Origin of the sequence: Conexibacter woesei DSM 14684, from assembly GCF_000025265.1 — a bacterium.
Classification (GTDB): Bacteria; Actinomycetota; Thermoleophilia; order Solirubrobacterales; family Solirubrobacteraceae; genus Conexibacter; species Conexibacter woesei.
In genome coordinates, this window is record NC_013739.1 from 4,299,014 (window position 1) to 4,318,556 (window position 19,543).

Consider the following 19,543-nt stretch of genomic DNA (forward strand, 5'->3'; position numbering starts at 1 on the left):
ATGGCTTCCACGATCACCCGTCACGATCCCGCCGACGTCCGCGAGATCGCGGCCACCTACGAGCAGCACACCGCCGCCGACGTCACCGCCGCGTGCGACCGCGCGGCGGCCGGCGCCGAGGTCTGGGGCCGCACCCCCGGGCCGCGGCGCGCGGCGGTCCTGCACTCCGCCGCGACGCTGATCGAGCAGCGCGCCGACCAGATCGCGACGGACATCACGCGCGAGGAGGGCAAGCTTGTCTCCGACGCGCGCGGCGAGACGCTGCGCGCGGCGGCCGTGCTGCGCTTCCACGCCGGCGAGGCCGAGCGCACGCACGGCGAGGCCGGCGACGCCGGCGATCCCGGCACGCTCGCGTTCACGCGCCGGCGTCCGCTCGGCGTCGTCGCGCTGATCACACCGTGGAACTTCCCGATCGCGATCCCGGCGTGGAAGCTCGCGCCTGCGCTCGCGGCCGGCAACGCGGTCGTGCTGAAGCCGTCCTCCCGCGCTCCGGGCGGCGCGCTCGCGCTCGTCGCCGCATTGCGCGACGCGGGCCTGCCGGACGGCGTCGTCGAGGTCGTCATCGGCGGCAGCGCCGTCGGCACCGCGCTGTCCGACGACGCGCGCGTCGCGGCGCTCTCGTTCACCGGCTCCAACGCCGTCGGCGACGCGGTGCGCGAGCGCGTGCAGGCGCGCGGCGCGCGCTTCCAGGGCGAGCTGGGCGGCAACAATCCGCTGATCGTGCTCGGCGACGCCGACGTCGCGCACGCGGCGAAGACCGCCGTCGGCGGTGCGTTCGGCGCTGCCGGGCAGAAGTGCACCGCGACGCGGCGCGTGATCGTCGAGCGGGCGGCGTACGAGCCGCTGCTCGCGGCGATGCAGCGCGAGGTCGCCGCGCTGCGCACCGGCCCGGGGCTCGACGCCGCCTCGCAGGTGCCGCCGCTGGTCGACCGCGACGCGCAGAAGGAGATCCTCGACGCGATCGCGCAGGCGGTCTCCGCAGGCGCGTCAGCGGTCACGGGCGGGCACGCCGGCGACGGCGAGCTGGAGCACGGCTGCTTCGTGCTGCCGACCGTGCTGGCCGAGGTCGGCCCCGGCATGACGGTGATCGACGACGAGGTCTTCGGGCCGGTCTGCGCGGTCCTGCCGGCGGACGGGATCGACCACGCGATCGAGCTGGCGAACGCGACGCCGTACGGGTTGTCCGCCTCGATCTGCACGAACGACCTCAGAGGCGCGTTCCGCTTCGTCGAGCGGATCGACGCGGGCATGGTGCACGTCAACCGGCCGACGCCGGGCGCGGATCCGCACATGCCGTTCGGCGGCGTGAAGGGCTCGGCCGGCTCCGGCTACCGCGAGCAGGGCAGAGCAGCGCTGGAGTTCTTCAGCCAGAGCCAGACCGTCTACGTCCAGCACGACGTCCCATGACGCGCCCGATCGGCTACGTCACGGCGGACGTCGAGGGCCTCGGCGCCGAGCAGCTCGTCGAGCTGCTCGCGCGCGCCGGCTACGACGCCGTCGAGTGGACGATGGAGCAGTTCGACCCGCTCTCGGCGCCTGCCGGCGAGCTGGCGCGGATCGCCGCGCTCGCGCGCGACGGCGGCCTCGCGACGCCGCAGCTGATGGTCCACCAGGACTACGTCACGCCCGACCCGGCGGTGTGGGAGGAGCGCGTCGCGCGCAGCGAACGCGCGGTCGAGGCGGCGGCGGAGGCGGGGATCGCCTCGGTCGGCGTCGTGACCGGGCCGTGCAGATGGGTCGACGGGCACGCGGTCGTCGGCGCCGGCGGCGTCTCCGAGGGCGACGCATGGACGCTCGCGCTGCGGGCGCTGGAGCGCGTGCTGATGCGCGCCGAGGCGGCCGGCGTGAAGGTCGCGCTGGAGCCGTGCTGGGGCACGCTCGCGAGCGACCGCTACCGCACCGAGCACGCGCTCGCGCGGCTCTCCTCCGGCGCGCTCGCGATCACGCTCGACCCGTCGCACTTCGTGATGACCGGCGACGACGTGCCGGCGCTCGTGCGCGACTGGGCGGCGCAGATCGCGCACGTCCACCTGAAGGACGCGTTCGGCCGCGCGGGCAGCGAGGGCGAGGACTTCACCTTCCTGCTCCCGGGCGAGGGCGGCGTCGACTGGCCCGGCCTGCTCGGCGCGCTCGACGCGGCCGGCTACGCCGGCGCGATGTGCGTCGAGTTCGAGTCGTTCACGCTGCGCGAAGGCCCGCTCGGCGGCGACGTCGAGCGCGGCGCACGGCTCGCGCGCGAGCTGGTCGCGGGGCTGCTCGCCTAGACGGACGGTGCGTCGTCCTGGGTTGTGGTCGCATAGCGACACCAATCCAGGACGGCCTCGACCAGCTACCCGCCGAACGCGACGTCGTGGACGATCATCGCCGCCGCGATCGAGCCGGCGGCGATCGCGTTCGCGACCGACGGCATCTGCACGCTGACGTCGCCCGCGGCGAAGACGCCGCCGGCGCTCGTGCGCAGCTGCGCGTCGACGTCGATCGCGTCGGCGGAGACGGGGCCGGGACCGGCGGCGACGGCACCGAGCTGCTCGGCGAGGGTGGAGCGCTGGTGCATCGTGATCGGCACGAGCAGCCCTTCGCACGGGCGCTCGGCGCCGTCGGCGAACGCCACCGCGGCGAGCGTGTCGCCCGGCCCGCGCAGCCCGGCGATCGGCCGCTCGTCGACCGTGACGCCGGCGGCGCGCAGCTGCTCGGCGTCCTCGGCGGCCAGGTCCGCCGGCCCGTCGGCGAACAGCGTCACGTCGTCGCTCCAGACCCGCAGCAGCAGCGCGCGTCTGGCCCCCGTCTCGCCGCGGTCGAGCACGCCGAGCGGCCGCTCCCGGACCTCCCAGCCGTGACAGAACGGGCAGTGGAAGACCGACCGTCCCCACCGCTCCTCGATGCCGGGGAGAGTCGGGTGGCGGTAGTCCATGCCGGTCGCGAGCAGCACGCGCCGCGCCCGCACGCGCGCGCCGTCGGCCAGCTCCAGCACGAAGCCGTCGCCGCCGCCGTCGCGCTCGCCGGCCAGCACCTCGCCCGCGCGCAGCTCGACGGACGGGTAGGCGGCCAGCTCCTCGCGGCCGGCGGCGTACAGCTCGGTCGGCGGGCGGCCGTCATGGCCGAGCAGGCCGCCGATGCCGTGCGCGACGCGGTTGCTCTGGCGGCCGGCGTCGATGACGAGCGTGCGCTGGCGGGCACGGCCCAGCACGAGCGCGGCGCTGAGGCCGGCGGCGCCGGCGCCGACGACGATGCAATCCCAGGTGGTCTCGTTCTCGTTCATGACAGCGATCGTGACGCGGCCGGGAGAATCTGCCAAGCTCTTTTGCCATGCCGGCAAACCAGACCGAAGAGCCGATCGACGCGCGCGTCCGCCGGCGGCTCCGTCAGCTCCGCCTCGAACTGGGCCTGACGCTCCAGCAGGTCGCCGAGCGCGCGAGCATCGACGTCTCGACGCTGAGCCGCCTGGAGGCCGGCAGACGCCGCCTCGCGCTCGACCACGTCCCGGCGCTCGCCGCCGCCCTCGGCGTCAGCACCGACGAGCTGCTGAGCGCCGCGCCGACGCTCGACCCGCGCATCCGCGCCCCGTCGCGCACCTTCGCCGGGATGACGATGTGGCCGCTGACGCGGCGCGGGCCCGCCGGCGGGCTGCACGCGTACAAGATCCTCGTCAGCACCGACCGGCGGATACCGCCCGACCCGCTGCCGGTCCATGAAGGGCACGACTGGCTGTACGTGCTCGACGGCCGCATGCGGCTGCTGCTCGGCACCGAGGACCTGACGATCGAGCCCGGTGAGGCGGTCGAGTTCACGACCTGGACGCCGCACTGGTTCGGCGCGATCGACGGACCGGTCGAGCTGATCGGCATCTTCGGCCCCGACGGCGAGCAGATGCACCTGCACGAGTGAGGCGGGCGCCTCAGCTCGCGAAGTCGGGCCTGGCGGTGCGTTCGAGGTCGGCACGCCCCTTCGGCTCCTCCCACTCCTCCTGGCGGCCGAGCGCGGTCAGGTCGAGGTAGGCGTAGGAGCCGCCGAGCCACTCGGCGCCGCGCGCGAACAGCGAGTAGGTGTGGAAGACGCGCTCGCCGTCGCGCAGGAAGCAGCTCAGGCCCGGCATCTCGAACGGCGGGTCACCGTCGAGGTCGAGCCGGCGGTAGTTGTACTCGTCCTGGCCTCTCGCCGGGTCGAGCGTGACGCCGAAATCGTCGTTGAACGCGCTGCCGTACGACGAGTACCAGGGGAAGGTCCACCCCTTCTTCGCCTTGTAGCGCTCGATTCTCGCCAGCGGCGCGCGCGAGACGAACGCGAGCGTCGTGTCGCGCACGGCGAGGTGGTCGCGCAGGCCGTCGGCGACCTCGTCCGCGCCGGCGCTGCAGCTCGAGCAGCCGTCCTCCCAGCGGGGGTCGAACATGAAATGGCTGACGGCCAGCTGGCGGCGGTCCGCGAACAGGTCGAGCAGCGACGACTTGCCGTCGGGTCCCTCGAACGCGTACTCCTGGTCGACCTCGACCATCGGCAGATTGCGGCGCTCGGTGCTGAGCGCGTCGCGGGCGCGGGTCAGCTCCTTCTCTCTCGCCAGCAGCCGCGTGCGCGCGGCCAGCCACTCGTCTCGCGACGCGATCCTCGGGAGGCTCATGCAGCGCTCCTTCCTGCTCGGTTTCACCGGTCTACGAGCACAGACCCGCGCGCAGCGGCGAACTCATCGGTCTAGAAGGTCGCGTCCCGCTCGGCGGCGCCCGCCTGCTCGACCGGCGCTATGTCGCGGCCGAGCGGCAGCAGCGAGACGGGGATGAGCTTGAAGTTGGCCAGGCCGAGCGGGATCCCGATGATCGTGATACAGAGCGCGATCCCGCTGATCAGGTGCCCGAGCGCGAGCCACCAGCCGCACAGGATCAGCCAGATGACGTTGCCGATCCCGGAGAAGACGCCGGCGTCCGCGCGCCGGACGACCGTCTTGCCGAACGGCCACAGCGCGAACACGGCGATCCGCAGCGCGGCGATCCCGAACGGGATCGTGATGATCAATATGAAGCAGATCAGCGCCGCGAACGCGTAGCCGATCGCCATCCACAGGCCGGCGAGGACGAACCAGATGACGTTGAGGATCAGGCGCATGGTGTCGCTCCCGCCCAGCGTACCGCCGCATCGCCGGCCCGTGGGACGGTGCTCAGCCGTCTATCGTCATTCTTCTGTTCAGCTTGTACGCCCCGGCGACGCTGATCGCGGCGCCTCTCGCAAACGCGCAGTTCGCCTGGGAGTCGACCTCGAGCGTGCTCTCCAGCACGCTGAACTCGTCGGTCGTCAACGCGGTGATCGGTAGTCTCGCCTCTCTGTATTGATGCCCGAGCTTCACCGTTCCGGCCACGCTGAAGATGCACGTGCCGTTGCCGCCGTAGATGCCTATTCTCGGCACCGTTATGTCGAACCCGATGTGGTTGCCGACGTTCGTGACCGTTCTTAGCGTCACCTGCGCTCTGAACTCCTCCCACGGCGAGATCTCGAACGCGCCCGCTATCGCGTGTCTGCAATCGGTGAATCTGGCCGCTTTCGCAGCAGAGGTCCCCGACCCGTCTCTCGCGAATCTGATCGGGATCGACGACGATCTGCACGTGATGCTCAGCCCGGCGCCGACGCTCAACTCGACCGCGCCCGCATCCAGCGTGTAGTCCCCGACCGGATCGACCGTCAACGCGGCCGTCGCCTGTGACGTGACGCCGACAAGCGCAGCGATCGACACGGCCCCGATCGCGGCGCCACGAATGGCTCGTCTCACTGCTGTCCCCTTTCCCATGCGGCCCGGCGGCTGCCGCCGAACCGCGACGACCTGCTTCGGACTGGGGAGGCTACGCCAACCCGGACGCCCGGAGACCGTCGTCTTGCGGTTGTTAGAACCCGCGCGCACCTCCGCGCACGGTCAGAAGCGGCAAGCGACTTCGGACGCCCCGCACGTCCCGAAGCCCGAGCGGCTAAGCGTCCGGTCCCCACCAGCCGAGGGGCAAGCGATCCACGATCGTCTGCAGCAATCGATGGCCCGCGGCAGCCTCATCCTCGCCCCACAGCGCATCGTCGCGAAGTGATGCTCGATGGATGAGAAACTCCCGGCTGACACGCTCGTCGGTGATGTCTGGGTACTCCCCACCGGGCGGAACTGGAGCGAAGTCTGGAAGCGTGACGACAGCGGCCACGACGTACGCCGTTTCGCCCAGCAGTTCGACGGGCGGCGTAAGCGGATCGCGGCTCGTGTTCACGAGCGACTGCTCGGCAAACGTGTGGGCGACCGCATCGTCGGCCGCCGCCTCGGCTGGGCGATGATCGGCAGCGAAGCGCTGCGACTGCAGTTCGCGTGTCGCGATGGACGGGAGCGTCTGCAAGACCTCCAGCGGCGCAGGAACTCCGCGTACGAGGCGAACCTCCAAACGAAGGGCGATCGTGAACCGCGATTCAGTCATAAACGTCAGAGTACCCGGCACGGTACGGTCGTCGCAAACACGCCCTGCGGCTGTTCTACCCGGCGCCCAAGAAGGGGACGTCGACCCCGTGCCCCGGAGGTCCGCATAGCAGATCAGCAGCGACGAACAGATGAGTCCAGCGCCTCGACCTTTCTTGGGGCGCGCGCCGCTTGCATCCCGCAGCGGTATCGAGCCTCAACGCGACGACGATGCACAACGGGTCGCCTTCCCCAGGCGGCCCGCAGGCGTACACGGGGCACGTCAGCCAGCGTCAGTCGCCGTGCTCCGCATACAGTCGGCGCACGAGCGCCGCAACGTCAGGGTCCATGGCGAGGTAGTGCGACCACGCCTCGCCGTCCCATGAGCGACGGAACGGGTCCCATCCCCGATATCGGAACTTGGACCGTCTGCCGTAGGCGCCGAGCATCCCAGGCAACGAACGCGCGGATGTGAACTCCATCGCCGAGCCGATGTCCGCATAGGACATCGGCTCGCTTGGGTCCTCGCGCTCTGCGATCAAGTGCAGGAGTCTGCGGAACATGGGCTCCGACTCGACGTACACACGCCTGAGCAGTTCGTCGCGCTCCTCGGCTGACTCGGGCTCATAGGACTCGGGCTGAGGCTCGGGTGCAGGCTCTACGGCCGCAAACAGGTAACGCGCAACCTCTTCCACCCGCTCCGTGGGCACCGGAAACATCGTGTATGTGGCAACAGTCACGAGCCTTACACTCCCTATAGCTGCTTTCACGATCAGCATAGCAACTATAGCATCACTAGGCAATCTGAAGCATTCCATAGCTTCATAGCTCGGGCCGCCAGCTCTCCTTTCGGTCCGCGAGCCCCGCGCCGTCCGTTTCTTCGGATCACAACGCGTCCAACGCGGCGCGGCCCTTCGCAGTAAGGACCAACGCCCACGTCGTTCCGCTGAGTCGCTCGGCTCCCGGCCTCGCGAAGCCCTTCGCGACGACCCGTCTCACCATCGACTCACTGATCCCTTCGGGCGTGAGCGGGTAGGGAGTGCGGCCGGACATCTGTTCGCCAACCCAAACGATGTCTTGTTGCTCCATCGCCAGCAGTGCCCTACGTTCGCCTCGCGTCAGCAGCACGCCTGCGCCGCTCCTTCAGTCGCGGGACACATCTGGGACACGTTGCGCCGGCAACGATCGCGCATCGCTATATACGGCGGGAGGGACTCGAACCCTCACGAGCTTTCGCTCAGCGGCTTTTGAGGCCGCCGCGTCTACCATTCCGCCACCGCCGCGCGCAGAAGGATCCGAGTCTACGCGGCGGCGCCTATTCTCGCCGGAGAACCCGTTTCTCGAGCAAGGAGCGAAGATGGCCGAGCGGATCGAAGGGCGCAGCCGTGAGCTGCTGGAGGAGCCGAACCTCTGCTTCGTCGCAACGCTGCGCAGCGACGGCACGCCGCACGTCGCGCCCGTGTGGGCGGACCTCGACGGCGACGTCGTGCGCGTCAACTCCGCCAAGGGCCGCATGTGGCCGACGAACCTCGAGCGCGACCCGCGCGTGACGCTGACGATCCCGAACCGCGACAACCCGTACGAGTACGTCTCGATCCGCGGGCGCGTGGTCGACGAGAGCGTGGAGGGCGCCGACGCCCACATCGACCTGCTGGCGAAGAAGTACATCGGCGCCGACGTCTACCCCCTGCACACCCCGGAGGAGCAGCGGATCATCCTCCGGATAGAGCCGGAGCACGTCTACCACCGCGGCGGCTGACCGCCCCTGCTCACCGCACCAGCGCGTGCAGCTCGTCGATCAGCGCCGGCGGCGCGACGACGAGCCCGAACGGGAGCCCGTCCTCCTCGGGCAGTTCCCGTACGTGCAGGCCGGCGCGCTCGCAGATCAGTGCGCCGGCGGCGTAGTCCCACGGGTTGATCGAGCGCTCGTAGTAGGCGTCGGTGCGCCCGGCGGCCGTCCAGGCGAGGTCGATCGCCGCGCTGCCGCCGCGGCGGATGTCGCTGACCTTCGGCAACAGCCCGACGAGCACGTCCGCCTGACGCGCACGCACGCTCGCCTCGTAGGCGAAGCCGGTCGAGATCAGCGTGCGGTCGAGCTGCTCCTTCGCCGAGGCGACGAGCGGCGTGCCGTTGCAGGTCGCAGCGCCCGAGCGCGTCGCGGCGAACTCCTCCTCGCGCAGCGGGTCCCAGACGACGCCGACGAGCGTCCCCTGCGCATCCTCCGCCGCCACGCTGACCGACCACTGCGGGTACTCGAACAGATAGTTGACGGTCCCGTCGAGCGGGTCGACGACCCAGCGGATCCCGCTCTCCCCCGTCGCCGCCGTCTCGCCGCCCTCCTCGCCGAGGATCGCGTCGCCCGGCCGCCGCTCCGCCAGCAGCGCGCGGATCGCGCGCTCGGCGTTGACGTCCGCCTCGCTGACGAGGTCGGTGTCGGTCGTCTTCGTGCGGATGCCGGGAGCGGCGCCGTAGTAGCCGAGCAGCACCTCGGCGGAGGCGCGCGCGGCGGCGCGCGCGACGTCGAGCAGCTCGGCTTCGAGCGCGGCGGTGGTGGATGCGTCTGCGGAGGAGGTCACACGGCAAGCGTAGGACGCCGCGCGGCCCACGGTCGTGCCGTCTCGATCTGCGCGGCCAGCGACAGCAGCGTCGCCTCGTCGCGCGGGCGGCCGACGAGCTGCACCGACAGCGGCACGCCGTCCGTGCTCGCGCCGGCCGGCACCGCCGCTGCGGGCTGCCCGGTCGCGTTCCACGCCGGCGTGAACGGCGTGAAGCGGGCGACACCGTTGAACGTCCACAGCGCGCCGCGCCGCTCATATCTCCCGATCGGCAGCGGCAGCGCGGCGAGCGCCGGCGTCAGCAGCACGGCGTGGTCGACGAGCGCCTCGTTGAGGCGGATCGTCGTCGCGGCCTCCGCCTCGCGCGCCCGGCGCAGCAGGCCATCGGGGATCGCCCGGCCGATCCGGGCCATCGCCTGCGTGCGGCGCTCCAGCCGCTCGGGATGCGGAAGGGCGGCGGCGTCCTCCGCGATCCCGCGCAGGTAGCGGACGATCCACTGCAGCGCCACCGGCTCGGTCAGCGGCAGGTCGACGCGCTCGACCGTGTGGCCGAGGTCGCGCAGCAGCTCGACCGTCTGCTCGAACGCCGCGCGCTGCTCTTCCGCGACCGGCACCAGCAGCGGGTTGCGCGTCGAGTACGCGATCTTCAGGCGACCGGGCGGTCTCGCCGCGGCGGCCCGGTACGTCTCCTCGTCGTCGCGGTCACGGTCGGCCGTCACGTCGAGCCACAGCGCCGTGTCGGCGACCGTGCGCGTGAGGCAGCCGATCGCCGAGAGCCCGTTCCACGAGTCGCGCTTGGGCGTCTCCGGGATGCGGTCGCGCTGCGGCTTGAGGCCGAACAGCCCGCAGCAGGCGGCGGGGATGCGGATCGAGCCGCCGCCATCGTCGGCGAGCGCGGCGCCAGCGAAGCCCGCGGCGACGGCCGCGCCCGATCCGCCGCTGGAGCCGCCGGGCGTGCGGTCGAGGTCCCACGGGTTGCGCGTCGCGCCGAAGGTGGCGGATTCGGTGAACGGCCACTGCATCAGCTCCGGCGTGTGCGTCTTGCCAATCACGATCGCGCCCGCCGCGCGCAGCCGCCGCACGACCTCGGCGTCCTGCTGCGCCGGACCGCCGTGCGCGCGGGTGCCGTACGTCGTCAGCTCGCCCGCGACGTCGGTGTCGTCCTTGATCAGGACCGGAACCCCGAGCAGCGGCCGCGTCTCGGCGAGATGCGCGGCGCCTCTTCTCGTGCGGCGACGAGCGCCGCCTGTCTCGCCTCCGTCAGCGCGCGCTCGGGGAAGGTCACGCGGACGGCGTTGAGCAGCGGGTCGATCCGCCCGATCCGCTCCAGGTGGAGCTCGACCAGCTCACGCGGCGTCACCTCGCCGTCGCGCACGAGCTGCGCCTGGCGCGCGATCCCGGCGAAGGCGAGGTCGGTCGCGTCGGTCGCGTCCATCGGCGGGAGCCTAACCGGCGCGCACGGCGCCGCGCGCCGACCGGCTTGGCATGATCGCTCGGCGATGGAGCTGGAGCAGATCGCCGACGGGCTCGGCGCCTTCCCCGACCGCGCGCCGGGCAGCGACGGCGAGCGCCGCGCCGCGCTGTGGCTCGCAGAGCGGCTGCGCGACGGCGGCCGCACGGCCGAAGTCCAGACGCACTGGGTCCGCCCGCACTGGGAGCTGGCGCACGCGCTCCACGCCGGCCTCGGCGTCGTCGCGAGCGTCGTCGCCGTCGGCGCGCCGGCGGTCGGCCTCGCGCTCGCGCTCGTCGCACTCCTGTCGCTCCTGCTCGACCTGAGCGGTCGCGTCTTCCTGCTGCGCCGTCTGACGCCCGAGCGCGCGACGCAGAACGTGGTGGCGGCGGGTGGGAGCGCGGGTGGCGGCGCGAGTGCGGCCGGCGGCGGCGCGGCCGTGGCAGCGGGTGGCGGCGCAGAGACGGCCGGCGGCGGCGCGGGCGAGGCTCCGCTCCGCGTGATCCTCACCGCGCACTGCGACGCGCCGCGGGGCGGGCTCGTGCGGCGGCTCGGCCGCGCCGGCGGCGGGCGGCTTCCCGGCCCGTTCTTCTGGGTGGCGCTCGCGCTCGCCGCGGTCGCCGCGTGCGCGGGAGTCCGCCTCCCCGGCGGCGACGGCGCCGCGCTCGGCGCGATCCAGCTCGTGCCGACGCTCGTCCTGCTCGGCGCGCTCGGCCTGCTGGTCGACGCCGCGCTCGCGTCACCCGCCCCGGCCGACGCCGGCGCGGCGGCGGTCGTGATCGCCGCGGCGCGGGTGCTCGACGCGGTCCCGCCGCCTGGGCTCGCGGTCGACGTGGTGCTCGCCGGCGCCGGCGAGGGCCAGGCGCTCGGCTTCCTCTCCCACCTGCGCCGGACGCGGCCCGCGCGCGAGCGGACGGTCGTGGTGGAGGTGACCGCGAGCGGCGGCGACGCGATGCCGACCTGGTGGACCAGCGACGGCTCGCTGCTCCCGCTCCGCTACCACCCGCGGCTCGTCGAGCTGGCCGGGGTCGCCGCCGCCGAGGAGCGCCACCTCGGCGCCCGCCCGCGCCGCGGCCGGCAGATCGGCGCCGCGCTGCGCGCCCGTCAGCGCCGCCTCCCCGCGATCCGCCTCGCCGCCCCTGAGCCGTCCGCCGCGCTCGCCCTCACGCTCGCGCTCGTCGAGGCGCTCGCCGACGACCGCGGGTAGCGGGAGCCGCGGTCGATTGCTGGTCCTCGGGACCAGCAATCGACCGCGCCTCGCCCGCTCAGGTGACGGCGTAGACCTCGAGGTCGTCGGGGGTGCCCTTCGCGTCCAGGCGCCAGCGGCCCTCGGTGGCGACGCTGCCGTCGAGGCGGTCGCGGACGGCGGCGGAGATCAGCACCTCGCCGGGGCCGGCGGCGGCGCCGACGCGCGCGGCGATGTTGACGTCGACGCCGAAGTAGTCGCCGCCGAGGCGGCGCGGGCGCCCGGCGTGGACGCCGGCCCGCAACCGCGGGCGGTGGCCGGCCAGCTCGATCCGCTCGACCGCGGCGCAGGCGCCGCACGCGGCGGCGACGGCGCCGGCCGGGTCGGGGAAGACGGCCATGTGCCCGTCCCCCATCCGCTTCACGAGCGTGCCGCCGTTCGTGGTGACGCACGGCTCGACCGCGAGCGCGACCCGCCGCAGCAAGTCGAGCGTGCGCGTGTCGCCGGCCTCCAGCGCCCAGGAGGAGAAGTCGACGACGTCGGTGAAGACGATCGTGACCTCCTCGACGCCGTGCCCGCGCCCCTGCGCCTCCGACAGCGCCTGCCACACCTGCAGCGCGCCGAGGCCCAGCTCGCGCAGCGCGCTCGGGCGGTCGACGTTGAGCGTCGCGATCCGCTGCCCGAGCAGGTGCGCCGGCTCGGCGCCGGCGGTCGAGAGCGGATCGCCGTAGCGCTCGTCACCCGGCAGCCGCCCCGCGCGCGTCGCGGGCCGCGTCGACGAGCCGCGGGTGGGTGTCGGCGCGGCGCAGGGCGGCGGCGACGCGGCGGCGCAGCGGCTCGCGGTCGCGGACGTCGCCCGGCTCGCTCCCGCTGGCGCCCGGCTCGTCCCGGCCGGCGCCCTGCTCGCTCCCGCCGGCGCCCGTCTCCGCCCCGGGCTCGCTCAACCGAGCACCGGCATCAGCGACGACGCCGGCTTCGCCGCGAGGTCGCGCGCGGCCGCGAGCCGCTCCAGCATCACGGCCGTGTCGGCGAAGGCGACGCCGGTGAGGTGGTTCTCGCGCGACTCGAAATCGGCGACGATCCCGTGGACCGCGGCCGCATAGCCGTCGCCGTCGCCACGTGCGAGCGCGTCGATCGCGGCGGCGGTGCGAGCGAACGCGGGATCCTCCGTGCGCATCCCGGCGGCCGCCTCGCGCGCGGCGTCGTCATCGCCCTGCACGAGCGCGGCGATCGCGAGCGCGTAGCACGACGGCGGCGAGTCGCAGCCCTCCTCCAGCGCGCGGCGCACGTAGGCCGCCTCCTCCCCTCCGTGGCCGGCAAGCACCCCCGCCTTCACCATCCCGACGAGGCGGCCGAAGCTGCGCGGCGGCGCGGCCTCCCACGAGGCTCTGTAGCGATCGGCGGCGGCCTGGAAGCGGGCGCGGGCGACAGCGGCGTCACCGCGCAGCAGCGCCTGCTGCGCCGCGGCCTCGATCCCGATCGCCTCCAGCAGGAGCGCTCTGTGCTCGGGCTCCGCCATCGGCTGCACCGTAGCCCGCTCGCGCTCGCGCGGCAAGCGCGCACGTCTGCCTGCGGCCGTCCGCGGTCCGGGCGCCGGTCCGTCGACGGGATCGTCAGACATCGCGGTCGTCCTCCGGCTCGCGCGGCGGGACTCTGTGCGGCTTCGTCGGCTGCTCGCCCGGATCCGGCCGCGCCCACAGCGAACCGCGCGCGGGCGGCTCGGGCGGAAGCGGCGGCGCAGCCCGCGGGTCGGGTCGCAGCCGGGTGGGCGGTGCGGGCTCGGCCGGTCGCGGCGGCGCGGGCGCCGGCGGCGTGTCGACCGGCGGGACGACGGGCGGCTGCGGCCGAGTCGGCTGGTCGCCGGTGGGCGGCGCGGGCTCATGCGGGCCGGACGGCTCGGCGGGCGCGGCGTCGGCGGGTGAAGGCGGCTCGGCGGGCGGCGCGGACGGTCCCGCCGGCTCGGTCGACGCAGCCTCAGCGGGTGGAGGCGGCTCGGCAGGCGGCGCGGACGGTCCCGCCGGCTCGGTCGACGCAGCCTCAGCGGGTGGAGGCGGCTCGGCAGGCGGCGCGGACGGTCCCGCCGGCTCGGTCGACGCAGCCTCAGCGGGTGGAGGCGGCTCGGCAGGCGGCGCGGACGGTCCCGCCGGCTCGGTCGACGCAGCCGGCGCGGACGGGTCCGGCGCAGCGGCAGGCGGCGAGGGCGCAGCGGCGGGCGGTGCGGCGGCGGGCGGCGCGGGCGCGGGCGGCGCGGGCGCGGGCGGCGTGGCGACGGGCCGCGCGGCAGAGGATGACGCGGCCGGCGCCGGCACGGCGGCGGGCGGCGCGGAAGCCGGTCCGGCCGGCGCGACGGGGCCGCCGCCGACGGGGACGATCGGGGCGGCGGGGGCGGCGGGCTCGGGTGGGAGCGGTTGGCGGGGGCGCAGGCCGGCGGCGATCATCGCGGCGCCGATCGCCAGCAGCACGAGCGGCCAGAACCAGAGGCTCGGGCCGCCCTCGCCCGGGTTGCCGACGAGCACGACGAAGACGAGCAGGATCAGCGTGCCGAGGTAGCCCGGACCCGGCTCTCTGTCGACGCCGGAGTAGGCGACGAGGCCGAGGCCCGCCGCCAGCAGCACGAGCTTCCAGCCTGCCCCCGGCCCCACGAACGCCGGCGGCTCGCCGAGCAGCGTGACGCCGAACAGCAGCGTCCCGAGGAACGTGAAGCCGAGCGCGAGGATCGCGAAGCCCGCCGCGTCCACCAGATAGACGGACTCGCGGCGGTGGCGGTCGCGCAGCAGCAGCGCGCCGACGACGAGCCCGAGCGAGAGCAGCAGCAGGATCCAGCGCGACGTGCCCGGCCCGTCGGGCGAGAAGACCCAGTCGACGAACGCCAGCGTCGCGAAGATGCCGGCGATCCCCGCGACGAGCGTGCAGATCGAGCTGCGGCGCGCCCGCGCGAGCCACGCCGCCGTCCCCGCGACGACCGCGAGGATCCAGAACGACGCGCCGGCGGAGTCGAGCGGGTCGCCCGAGCCGAGCACCTTCGCGAGCCGCAGCAGCGCGACGAACAGCAGCACCAGCCCGCACAGCTGCAGCACCACCTGGTAGGCGCGCGGGCGCTCCTCCTCCAGCGGCGCGAGCACGCCCATCCCCAGCACCAGCCCGCAGGCGAGCGCCGTCAGAACGAGGAAGATCCCCGTCCCCCAGCTATCGTCGAGCCGCAGGTTGACGAGCAGCAGCGCGACCGTCAGCGGCACCGCGCCAGCCGCGATCAGGTCGCCGCGGTGCGGATGCGGGCGCAGCAGCTCGACGCCTCTGCGCAGCTGCGCCTGCCATTCCGCCGCCGGGGTCGACTCGCTCATAGGCGGCCAGCCTACCCGCCGTTCCGGAGGACACCCGTACCGACGCGAGCCCCCGCGGCGCGTACCATCGACAGCAGCATGAGCTCGACCGATCCTGTCCTGCGCGCATCCGACGCCGAGCGGGAGCGGACCGCGGATCTGCTGCGCGAGCACTGCAGCGCGGGACGCCTCACGCCCGACGAGCTTGACGAGCGGATCGACGCCGCCTTCGGCGCCCGCACCGTCGGCGAGCTGCGCGCGCTGCTTGCCGATCTCCCGGCGCTTCCGGCGCCGCCGCCGCGCATCGACCACGACGCCGGCCGCGAGGCCGCCAAGCGCCGCGTCCTGCACCGCGCCGGCTGGTGGACGCTGCTGTTCGGCGTCTTCGTCGTGTTGTGGCTGATGAGCGGCGCCGAGAGCGAGTTCTGGCCCGTCTGGATCCTGTTCGCGGGCGCGATCCGGATGGTGTTCGTGACGTGGTCGGAGCTGGGGCCCGGCGCCGACGAGCGCCGCCGACGCCGCGAGGGCCGCGGCAGCAGCGCCCCGCCGCCGCAGCAGACCTAGCGGCGGCAACAGGCGCAGCGCCCGCACGACCAGCGGTAGCCTGCGCGGCGCTTACCCACCGCCCGGAGGCTTCCAAGCATGCCGCTCGTCGAGACCGAGGACCGCGGCGCGGTCCGCCACCTGATCCTCAACCGCCCCGAGAAGCGCAACGCGATGCACGGCGAGCTGGTGCTCGCGATCGGCGCGGCGCTGAAGGAGGCGGCGAACGCGCCGGAGGTGCACGTCGTCGTGCTCCGCGGCGCCGGCCCGATGTTCTCCTCCGGGATGGACTTCAACGCGCTCGGCTCGCTCGCCTCGACGCCCGAGCACCTGCGCGCCTTCCGCCGCGAGTGCATCGACGCGTGGAACCTCGCCGAGGAGATGACCAAGCCGGTCGTCTGCCAGATCCACGGCGGCTGCATCGGCGGCGCGGTCGAGCTGGCGCTCGCGTGCGACTTCCGCGTGATGGCGAGCGACGGGCTGATCGGGATGCCGGAGACGCGGATCGGGCTGATACCGGACGTCGGCGGCTCCTCCCGCCTGCCGGCGCTCGTCGGCCTCGGCCGCGCGAAGGAGCTGATCCTGACCGGGAAGCTGATCGGCGCCGAGGAGGCCGAGCGGATCGGCCTCGTGACGCGGACCGCCGCGCCTGAGGAGCTGGACGCCGCGACCGACGCGCTCGTCGGCGAGCTGCTGCAGTGCGCGCCGATCGCGGTCGGCCTCGCCAAGCGCGTGCTCGACGCGGCCGCCAAGCCGGCGCTGTCGCTGACGCTGGAGCAGGAGGTCGCCGCGCAGCAGCTGTGCGCGCAGTCCGAGGACTTCGCCGAGGGCTCGCGCGCGCTGGCCGAGAAGCGCCTGCCGCAGTTCAGCGGCAGGTAGCTCCTCGGCGCGCGAGCGGCTACTTCTCGACGGGCACTCCCACGACGCTGCCCCACTCCGTCCAGGAGCCGTCGTAGACGCGAACGTGGTCCCAGCCGAGCAGGTGCGTGGCGACGAACCACAGCATCGACGCGCGATGGCCGAGGCGGCAGTAGACGACGACCTGGTCGGTCTGGTCGGGTGCTGCGCCGACGGCGCGGAACAGCCCCTCGATCTCCTCCAGCGACTTCATCCGGAACGCCTCGTCCATCAGCGTCCGGAACGGGAGGCTCTGCGCGCCGGGGATCCGCCCGTGACGCTGGGCGCCGTGGTCGACGCCGGTGCCCGGCTTGACGCGCGCGCCGCTGTACTCCTCGTCGTAGCGCGCGTCGAGGATCCGCACGCCGTCCTTGCCGAGCAGGCCGCGCAGCTCCTCCAGCGAGACGCGCGAGTCGTCGACGCGCTCGCTGCGCGCCGGCGTCCCGTAGTCGACCGGCTCAAACGAGGGAACGTCTCTCGTCAGCTCGCCGCCGGCGCCGACCCACGCTCTGTGCCCGCCACCCATCACGCGGATGTCGGCGTGGCCGCACATCGTGCCGAATGCCCACGAGCCGTACATCGCGTACTGCGAGCGGCCGCTGTAGAGCACGAGCGTGTGCTCCGGCGTCACGCCGGCGCGCCCGAGCCACTCGGCCATCGCCTGCGGCGTCGCGAACTGACGGTCGGTCGGATGCCAGAAGGCGTCCTGCCAGAACCAGTTCAGCGCGCCGGGGACGTGCCCGTCGCCGTACGGGAACTCGTCGGGCTCGTACTGGATCTCGACGACCCGCACGAGCGGGTCCTCGATGTGCTCACGCAGCCATGCCGCGGTGACCATCGCCTCAGGCATCAACGTCCTCCTCGATCCACACACGCCGCCCGTCCCCGTCGCGCCCGATGCGCCCGAGGCTGGGGTACGGAAAATGCCCGGCGGCCAGCAGGCAGCCGCTCTCCTCGTACTCCTTCAGCAGCCGCTCGCGGTTCTCGCGCGCCTGCTCCGGCTCCCAGTCGAACGACTGAACCCAGTCGGTCTCGTGCAGCACCGCCGGGTGGTGCGCGATGTCGGCCAGCACGACGAAGCGCTCGCCGGCCGAGTCGAGCACGTACAGCGTGTGGCCGGGCGTGTGACCGGGCGCGTGGACCGCGCGCAGCCCGGGCACGACCTCGGCGCCGTCGCGCACCAGCTCGGTGACGTCGAGCGCCGTCAGCCCGAGCCCCTGCTCGATGATGCTCGGGTGGATTCTCTCGCCCGCGTCGACCCGTCTGCGGTAGTGGTCGATGTCGTCCTCCGGCACGAGGTAGCGCGCGTTCGGGAAGCGCGGCGCGACCGAGCCGTCGTCGCCGACGATCAGGTTCCAGCCGATGTGGTCGGGATGGATGTGCGTCAGCGCGACGACGTCGACGTCCTCCGGCGCGACGCCGATCGCGGCCAGCTCGTCGAGCAGCTGCGGCGGCGACTCGAGCCCGCCCGGCGGCGCGAACTGCGGCCCCCAGCCGGTGTCGATCAGGATCGTCTTGCCGTCGAGCTTGACGAGGAACGCGCCGAAGTTGAGGTCCTTCGGTCCGGTCTCCGTGTACGGCTCCCACTGCTCGTCGCCGATCGACGGGTAGTGCCACTCGAGGTTGAACGGATGCCGCCCGTCGAACAGCGCGAAGACCTCCGCCTCGCCGACCTTCACGCCGACCGCCATGCTGCGCTCCCTTCGCTCTGAAGCCCCGTCATCTCGAACCCGGCGCGGCCGCAGACGCCGCGCAGCGACACCTCCGCCCGGCCGATCACGGCCTCCGGCTCGACCGTCGTCAACCGCCCGTCGCGCTTCACGACGCGCCCGTCGACCAGCACCGTGTCGACGTCGCTCGGCAGCGCAGAGTGGACGACCGCCACCGCGGGGTCGACGACCGGCGCCGCGTTCAGCGTGCGCGTTCTGACGAGCACGATGTCCGCCCGCTTGCCGGGCGTGATCGAACCGACGCGGTCGCCGAGGCCGAGCGCCTCAGCACCGGCCAGCGTCGCGACGCGCAGCATGTCGCGCGGCGTCACCTCCGTCGCGTCACCGCGCGCGGAGTTGGAGATCCCCAACGCGACGCGCATCGCCGCGAACGGATCCGCCGCGCCGGCGATCGCCGTCGTGTCGAGCGAGAGGCTGACCTGGACGCCGTCCTCGCGCAGCTGCGCGAGGATCGGGAAGCCCATCGCCAGCCGCAGCTCGCTCAGCGGGCTGAACGTGACCGGCACGCCCCGCGCCGCGAGCAGCCCGCGCTCCTCCTCGTCGAGGAAGAGGCAGTGCGCCAGCAGCACGTCGGGGCCGAGCAGCCCGTCGGCCTCCAGCAGCTTGACCTGCCGGATCCGTCTGACCTCAGCCTCGGTGCCGGCGCAGTGCATCGCGATCGGCAACCCCGCGTCGCGCGCCTGGCGCCACTCCTCGCGGTAGACCGCCTCGTCGGACCGTGCCGGCCCGCGCACGTTGACGCCGACGCTCAACAGCCCGCCGAACTCGCCGCTCCACTGCTCGCGCACGCGCACGGCATCGGCGACGTCCATCGCCTGGTCGGGCGGCAGCGCGCCCTGCGCCGCCATCTCCTCGCGCGAAAGCGAGGGATGCGCGCTCGGCGCACCGTACGTGAAGTGGACGCGCGTGCCCAGCTCCTTGTGCGCGCGCAGGTTCGCGTCCGCGTGATCGGGGCTGAGCACGTTGTGCGCCCAGTCGTGGATCGTCGTCACGCCGGTCGCGAGACCGTCGGCCGCGCCCAGCATCACGCCGTTGAACATGTCCTCCGGCGACATGTGCGGCGCCAGCTTGCCCTTGCGCGCGAACCAGCCCTCAGCTCTGCCGTCGCCGATCACGCCGCGCAGCAGCGTGCCCCACAGGTGCCAGTGCGTGTCGACGAAGCCCGGGATCGCGACCATCCCAGCCGCATCGATCTCCTCCGCTCCAGCCGTCGCGAGCCCGGCGCCGACCGCGACGATCTCACCGTCACGCACCTCGACGTCGCCGACCAGCTCGCCGATCTCGTCGTCCTGGCTGAGCACCGTCGCCCCGCGGATCACCACGTGGCCCATCACTCGTCCTGCTCTCTGCGCCGGTGCATCTCCACCCAACCTTCGTCGCTCACATTGCGTACCAGGTAGTGTATACACAAATTTCGTATCCGAAATCCGATATTGGGCCGCTCTCGGCCGCCGCCACG

At 73.5% G+C, this 19,543-nt stretch carries 21 protein-coding genes, 1 tRNA gene and 1 pseudogene; 7 read left to right on the top strand and 16 right to left on the bottom strand.

Annotation, left to right across the window (positions count from 1 at the left end; all coding sequences use genetic code 11):
• A complete protein-coding gene (locus tag CWOE_RS20295) occupies nt 1-1,407 on the top strand; it encodes an aldehyde dehydrogenase family protein (protein WP_012935515.1) in 1,407 nt (468 codons plus the stop codon).
• A complete protein-coding gene (locus CWOE_RS20300; RefSeq protein WP_012935516.1) occupies nt 1,404-2,264 on the top strand; it encodes a sugar phosphate isomerase/epimerase family protein in 861 nt (286 codons plus the stop codon). Before CWOE_RS20295 ends, CWOE_RS20300 begins: the two co-directional genes overlap by 4 nt.
• 65 nt (nt 2,265-2,329) lie before the next feature.
• Here the strand turns inward: CWOE_RS20300 and CWOE_RS20305 are convergent, their stop codons facing one another.
• Nucleotides 2,330-3,259, bottom strand: coding sequence for an NAD(P)/FAD-dependent oxidoreductase (locus CWOE_RS20305; protein ID WP_012935517.1), 930 nt, complete (start codon nt 3,257-3,259; stop codon nt 2,330-2,332).
• 47 nt (nt 3,260-3,306) lie between these two features.
• On the opposite strand from CWOE_RS20305, the gene CWOE_RS20310 reads away from it, so the two are divergent.
• Nucleotides 3,307-3,885: a helix-turn-helix domain-containing protein gene (locus CWOE_RS20310; RefSeq protein ID WP_012935518.1), complete on the top strand. Its 579-nt coding sequence runs from the start codon at nt 3,307-3,309 to the stop codon at nt 3,883-3,885.
• A gap of 10 nt (nt 3,886-3,895) precedes the next feature.
• Here the strand turns inward: CWOE_RS20310 and CWOE_RS20315 are convergent, their stop codons facing one another.
• From CWOE_RS20315 to CWOE_RS20345, 6 genes are all read right to left on the bottom strand, one after another.
• Nucleotides 3,896-4,612, bottom strand: a complete 717-nt coding sequence (locus CWOE_RS20315; protein WP_012935519.1) for a DUF899 domain-containing protein — start codon at nt 4,610-4,612, stop codon at nt 3,896-3,898.
• Nucleotides 4,613-4,683: 71 nt separating this feature from the next.
• Nucleotides 4,684-5,091, bottom strand: coding sequence for a YccF domain-containing protein (locus tag CWOE_RS20320; RefSeq protein WP_012935520.1), 408 nt, complete (start codon nt 5,089-5,091; stop codon nt 4,684-4,686).
• 52 nt (nt 5,092-5,143) lie between these two features.
• The gene (locus CWOE_RS20325) at nt 5,144-5,749 is read right to left on the bottom strand and encodes a hypothetical protein (protein ID WP_148261094.1); all 606 of its coding nucleotides are present in this window, start codon (nt 5,747-5,749) and stop codon (nt 5,144-5,146) included.
• Nucleotides 5,750-5,942: 193 nt separating this feature from the next.
• Nucleotides 5,943-6,425: a hypothetical protein gene (locus CWOE_RS20330; protein WP_041730733.1), complete on the bottom strand. Its 483-nt coding sequence runs from the start codon at nt 6,423-6,425 to the stop codon at nt 5,943-5,945.
• Between the two features lie 271 nt (nt 6,426-6,696).
• The gene (locus CWOE_RS20335) at nt 6,697-7,182 is read right to left on the bottom strand and encodes a hypothetical protein (protein WP_148261095.1); all 486 of its coding nucleotides are present in this window, start codon (nt 7,180-7,182) and stop codon (nt 6,697-6,699) included.
• Nucleotides 7,183-7,603: 421 nt separating this feature from the next.
• Nucleotides 7,604-7,686, bottom strand: a tRNA-Leu gene (locus CWOE_RS20345).
• Between the two features lie 74 nt (nt 7,687-7,760).
• Here CWOE_RS20345 and CWOE_RS20350 point away from each other — a divergent pair.
• Nucleotides 7,761-8,162, top strand: coding sequence for a PPOX class F420-dependent oxidoreductase (locus CWOE_RS20350; RefSeq protein ID WP_012935524.1), 402 nt, complete (start codon nt 7,761-7,763; stop codon nt 8,160-8,162).
• Nucleotides 8,163-8,172: 10 nt separating this feature from the next.
• Here the strand turns inward: CWOE_RS20350 and CWOE_RS20355 are convergent, their stop codons facing one another.
• Together CWOE_RS20355 and CWOE_RS20360 are read right to left on the bottom strand one after the other, a co-directional pair.
• Nucleotides 8,173-8,979, bottom strand: coding sequence for an inositol monophosphatase family protein (locus CWOE_RS20355; protein ID WP_012935525.1), 807 nt, complete (start codon nt 8,977-8,979; stop codon nt 8,173-8,175).
• Nucleotides 8,976-10,393 (bottom strand): annotated as a pseudogene (locus CWOE_RS20360) (amidase). The gene CWOE_RS20355 and the pseudogene CWOE_RS20360 overlap by 4 nt, the downstream one beginning before the upstream one ends.
• A 64-nt stretch (nt 10,394-10,457) precedes the next feature.
• Here CWOE_RS20360 and CWOE_RS20365 point away from each other — a divergent pair.
• Nucleotides 10,458-11,615, top strand: coding sequence for a hypothetical protein (locus CWOE_RS20365; protein ID WP_012935526.1), 1,158 nt, complete (start codon nt 10,458-10,460; stop codon nt 11,613-11,615).
• Between the two features lie 58 nt (nt 11,616-11,673).
• On the opposite strand, the gene CWOE_RS20370 is transcribed toward CWOE_RS20365, so the two are convergent.
• From CWOE_RS20370 to CWOE_RS20380, 4 genes are all read right to left on the bottom strand, one after another.
• Nucleotides 11,674-12,204 carry an adenylate/guanylate cyclase domain-containing protein gene (locus CWOE_RS20370; protein ID WP_160165539.1) on the bottom strand — a complete coding sequence of 177 codons (531 nt, stop codon included), beginning with the start codon at nt 12,202-12,204 and terminating at the stop codon, nt 11,674-11,676.
• A 127-nt stretch (nt 12,205-12,331) separates the two neighbouring features.
• Entirely contained in the window at nt 12,332-12,538 is a 207-nt protein-coding gene (locus CWOE_RS32930) for a hypothetical protein (protein ID WP_148261097.1), read from the bottom strand.
• Nucleotides 12,535-13,215 carry a hypothetical protein gene (locus CWOE_RS20375; RefSeq protein WP_012935527.1) on the bottom strand — a complete coding sequence of 227 codons (681 nt, stop codon included), beginning with the start codon at nt 13,213-13,215 and terminating at the stop codon, nt 12,535-12,537. The genes CWOE_RS32930 and CWOE_RS20375 overlap by 4 nt, the downstream gene beginning before the upstream one ends.
• On the bottom strand, nt 13,208-14,935 hold the full coding sequence (locus CWOE_RS20380) for a hypothetical protein (protein WP_012935528.1): 1,728 nt from the start codon (nt 14,933-14,935) through the stop codon (nt 13,208-13,210). Before CWOE_RS20380 ends, CWOE_RS20375 begins: the two co-directional genes overlap by 8 nt.
• 78 nt (nt 14,936-15,013) lie before the next feature.
• Here CWOE_RS20380 and CWOE_RS31145 point away from each other — a divergent pair, with 78 nt between their 5' ends.
• Nucleotides 15,014-15,478 (top strand): DUF1707 SHOCT-like domain-containing protein, encoded by a 465-nt coding sequence (locus CWOE_RS31145; RefSeq protein WP_012935529.1) that lies wholly within the window; start codon nt 15,014-15,016, stop codon nt 15,476-15,478.
• 78 nt (nt 15,479-15,556) lie between these two features.
• Entirely contained in the window at nt 15,557-16,336 is a 780-nt protein-coding gene (locus CWOE_RS20390) for an enoyl-CoA hydratase/isomerase family protein (RefSeq protein ID WP_012935530.1), read from the top strand.
• Nucleotides 16,337-16,355: 19 nt separating this feature from the next.
• Here CWOE_RS20390 and CWOE_RS20395 read toward each other — a convergent pair whose 3' ends face one another.
• The 3 genes from CWOE_RS20395 to CWOE_RS20405 are packed head-to-tail and all read right to left on the bottom strand — an operon-like array spanning nt 16,356 to nt 19,415.
• On the bottom strand, nt 16,356-17,204 hold the full coding sequence (locus CWOE_RS20395) for a sulfurtransferase (protein ID WP_012935531.1): 849 nt from the start codon (nt 17,202-17,204) through the stop codon (nt 16,356-16,358).
• Nucleotides 17,197-18,045: an MBL fold metallo-hydrolase gene (locus CWOE_RS20400; protein WP_012935532.1), complete on the bottom strand. Its 849-nt coding sequence runs from the start codon at nt 18,043-18,045 to the stop codon at nt 17,197-17,199. Before CWOE_RS20400 ends, CWOE_RS20395 begins: the two co-directional genes overlap by 8 nt.
• A complete protein-coding gene (locus tag CWOE_RS20405) occupies nt 18,030-19,415 on the bottom strand; it encodes an amidohydrolase family protein (protein ID WP_012935533.1) in 1,386 nt (461 codons plus the stop codon). The genes CWOE_RS20400 and CWOE_RS20405 overlap by 16 nt, the downstream gene beginning before the upstream one ends.
• Nucleotides 19,416-19,543 lie beyond the last annotated feature (128 nt).

Coding starts and splice junctions, on each gene's coding strand:
- CWOE_RS31145 (WP_012935529.1), top strand. CDS start 15,014: ATGAGCTCGACCGATCCTGTCCTGCGCGCATCCGACGCCGAGCGGGAG.
- CWOE_RS20300 (WP_012935516.1), top strand. CDS start 1,404: ATGACGCGCCCGATCGGCTACGTCACGGCGGACGTCGAGGGCCTCGGC.
- CWOE_RS20295 (WP_012935515.1), top strand. CDS start 1: ATGGCTTCCACGATCACCCGTCACGATCCCGCCGACGTCCGCGAGATC.
- CWOE_RS20395 (WP_012935531.1), bottom strand. CDS start 17,204: ATGCCTGAGGCGATGGTCACCGCGGCATGGCTGCGTGAGCACATCGAG.
- CWOE_RS20380 (WP_012935528.1), bottom strand. CDS start 14,935: ATGAGCGAGTCGACCCCGGCGGCGGAATGGCAGGCGCAGCTGCGCAGA.
- CWOE_RS20315 (WP_012935519.1), bottom strand. CDS start 4,612: ATGAGCCTCCCGAGGATCGCGTCGCGAGACGAGTGGCTGGCCGCGCGC.
- CWOE_RS20330 (WP_041730733.1), bottom strand. CDS start 6,425: ATGACTGAATCGCGGTTCACGATCGCCCTTCGTTTGGAGGTTCGCCTC.
- CWOE_RS20335 (WP_148261095.1), bottom strand. CDS start 7,182: ATGCTGATCGTGAAAGCAGCTATAGGGAGTGTAAGGCTCGTGACTGTT.
- CWOE_RS20400 (WP_012935532.1), bottom strand. CDS start 18,045: ATGGCGGTCGGCGTGAAGGTCGGCGAGGCGGAGGTCTTCGCGCTGTTC.
- CWOE_RS20320 (WP_012935520.1), bottom strand. CDS start 5,091: ATGCGCCTGATCCTCAACGTCATCTGGTTCGTCCTCGCCGGCCTGTGG.
- CWOE_RS20390 (WP_012935530.1), top strand. CDS start 15,557: ATGCCGCTCGTCGAGACCGAGGACCGCGGCGCGGTCCGCCACCTGATC.
- CWOE_RS20375 (WP_012935527.1), bottom strand. CDS start 13,215: ATGTCTGACGATCCCGTCGACGGACCGGCGCCCGGACCGCGGACGGCC.
- CWOE_RS20350 (WP_012935524.1), top strand. CDS start 7,761: ATGGCCGAGCGGATCGAAGGGCGCAGCCGTGAGCTGCTGGAGGAGCCG.
- CWOE_RS20365 (WP_012935526.1), top strand. CDS start 10,458: ATGGAGCTGGAGCAGATCGCCGACGGGCTCGGCGCCTTCCCCGACCGC.
- CWOE_RS20305 (WP_012935517.1), bottom strand. CDS start 3,259: ATGAACGAGAACGAGACCACCTGGGATTGCATCGTCGTCGGCGCCGGC.
- CWOE_RS20310 (WP_012935518.1), top strand. CDS start 3,307: ATGCCGGCAAACCAGACCGAAGAGCCGATCGACGCGCGCGTCCGCCGG.
- CWOE_RS20405 (WP_012935533.1), bottom strand. CDS start 19,415: ATGGGCCACGTGGTGATCCGCGGGGCGACGGTGCTCAGCCAGGACGAC.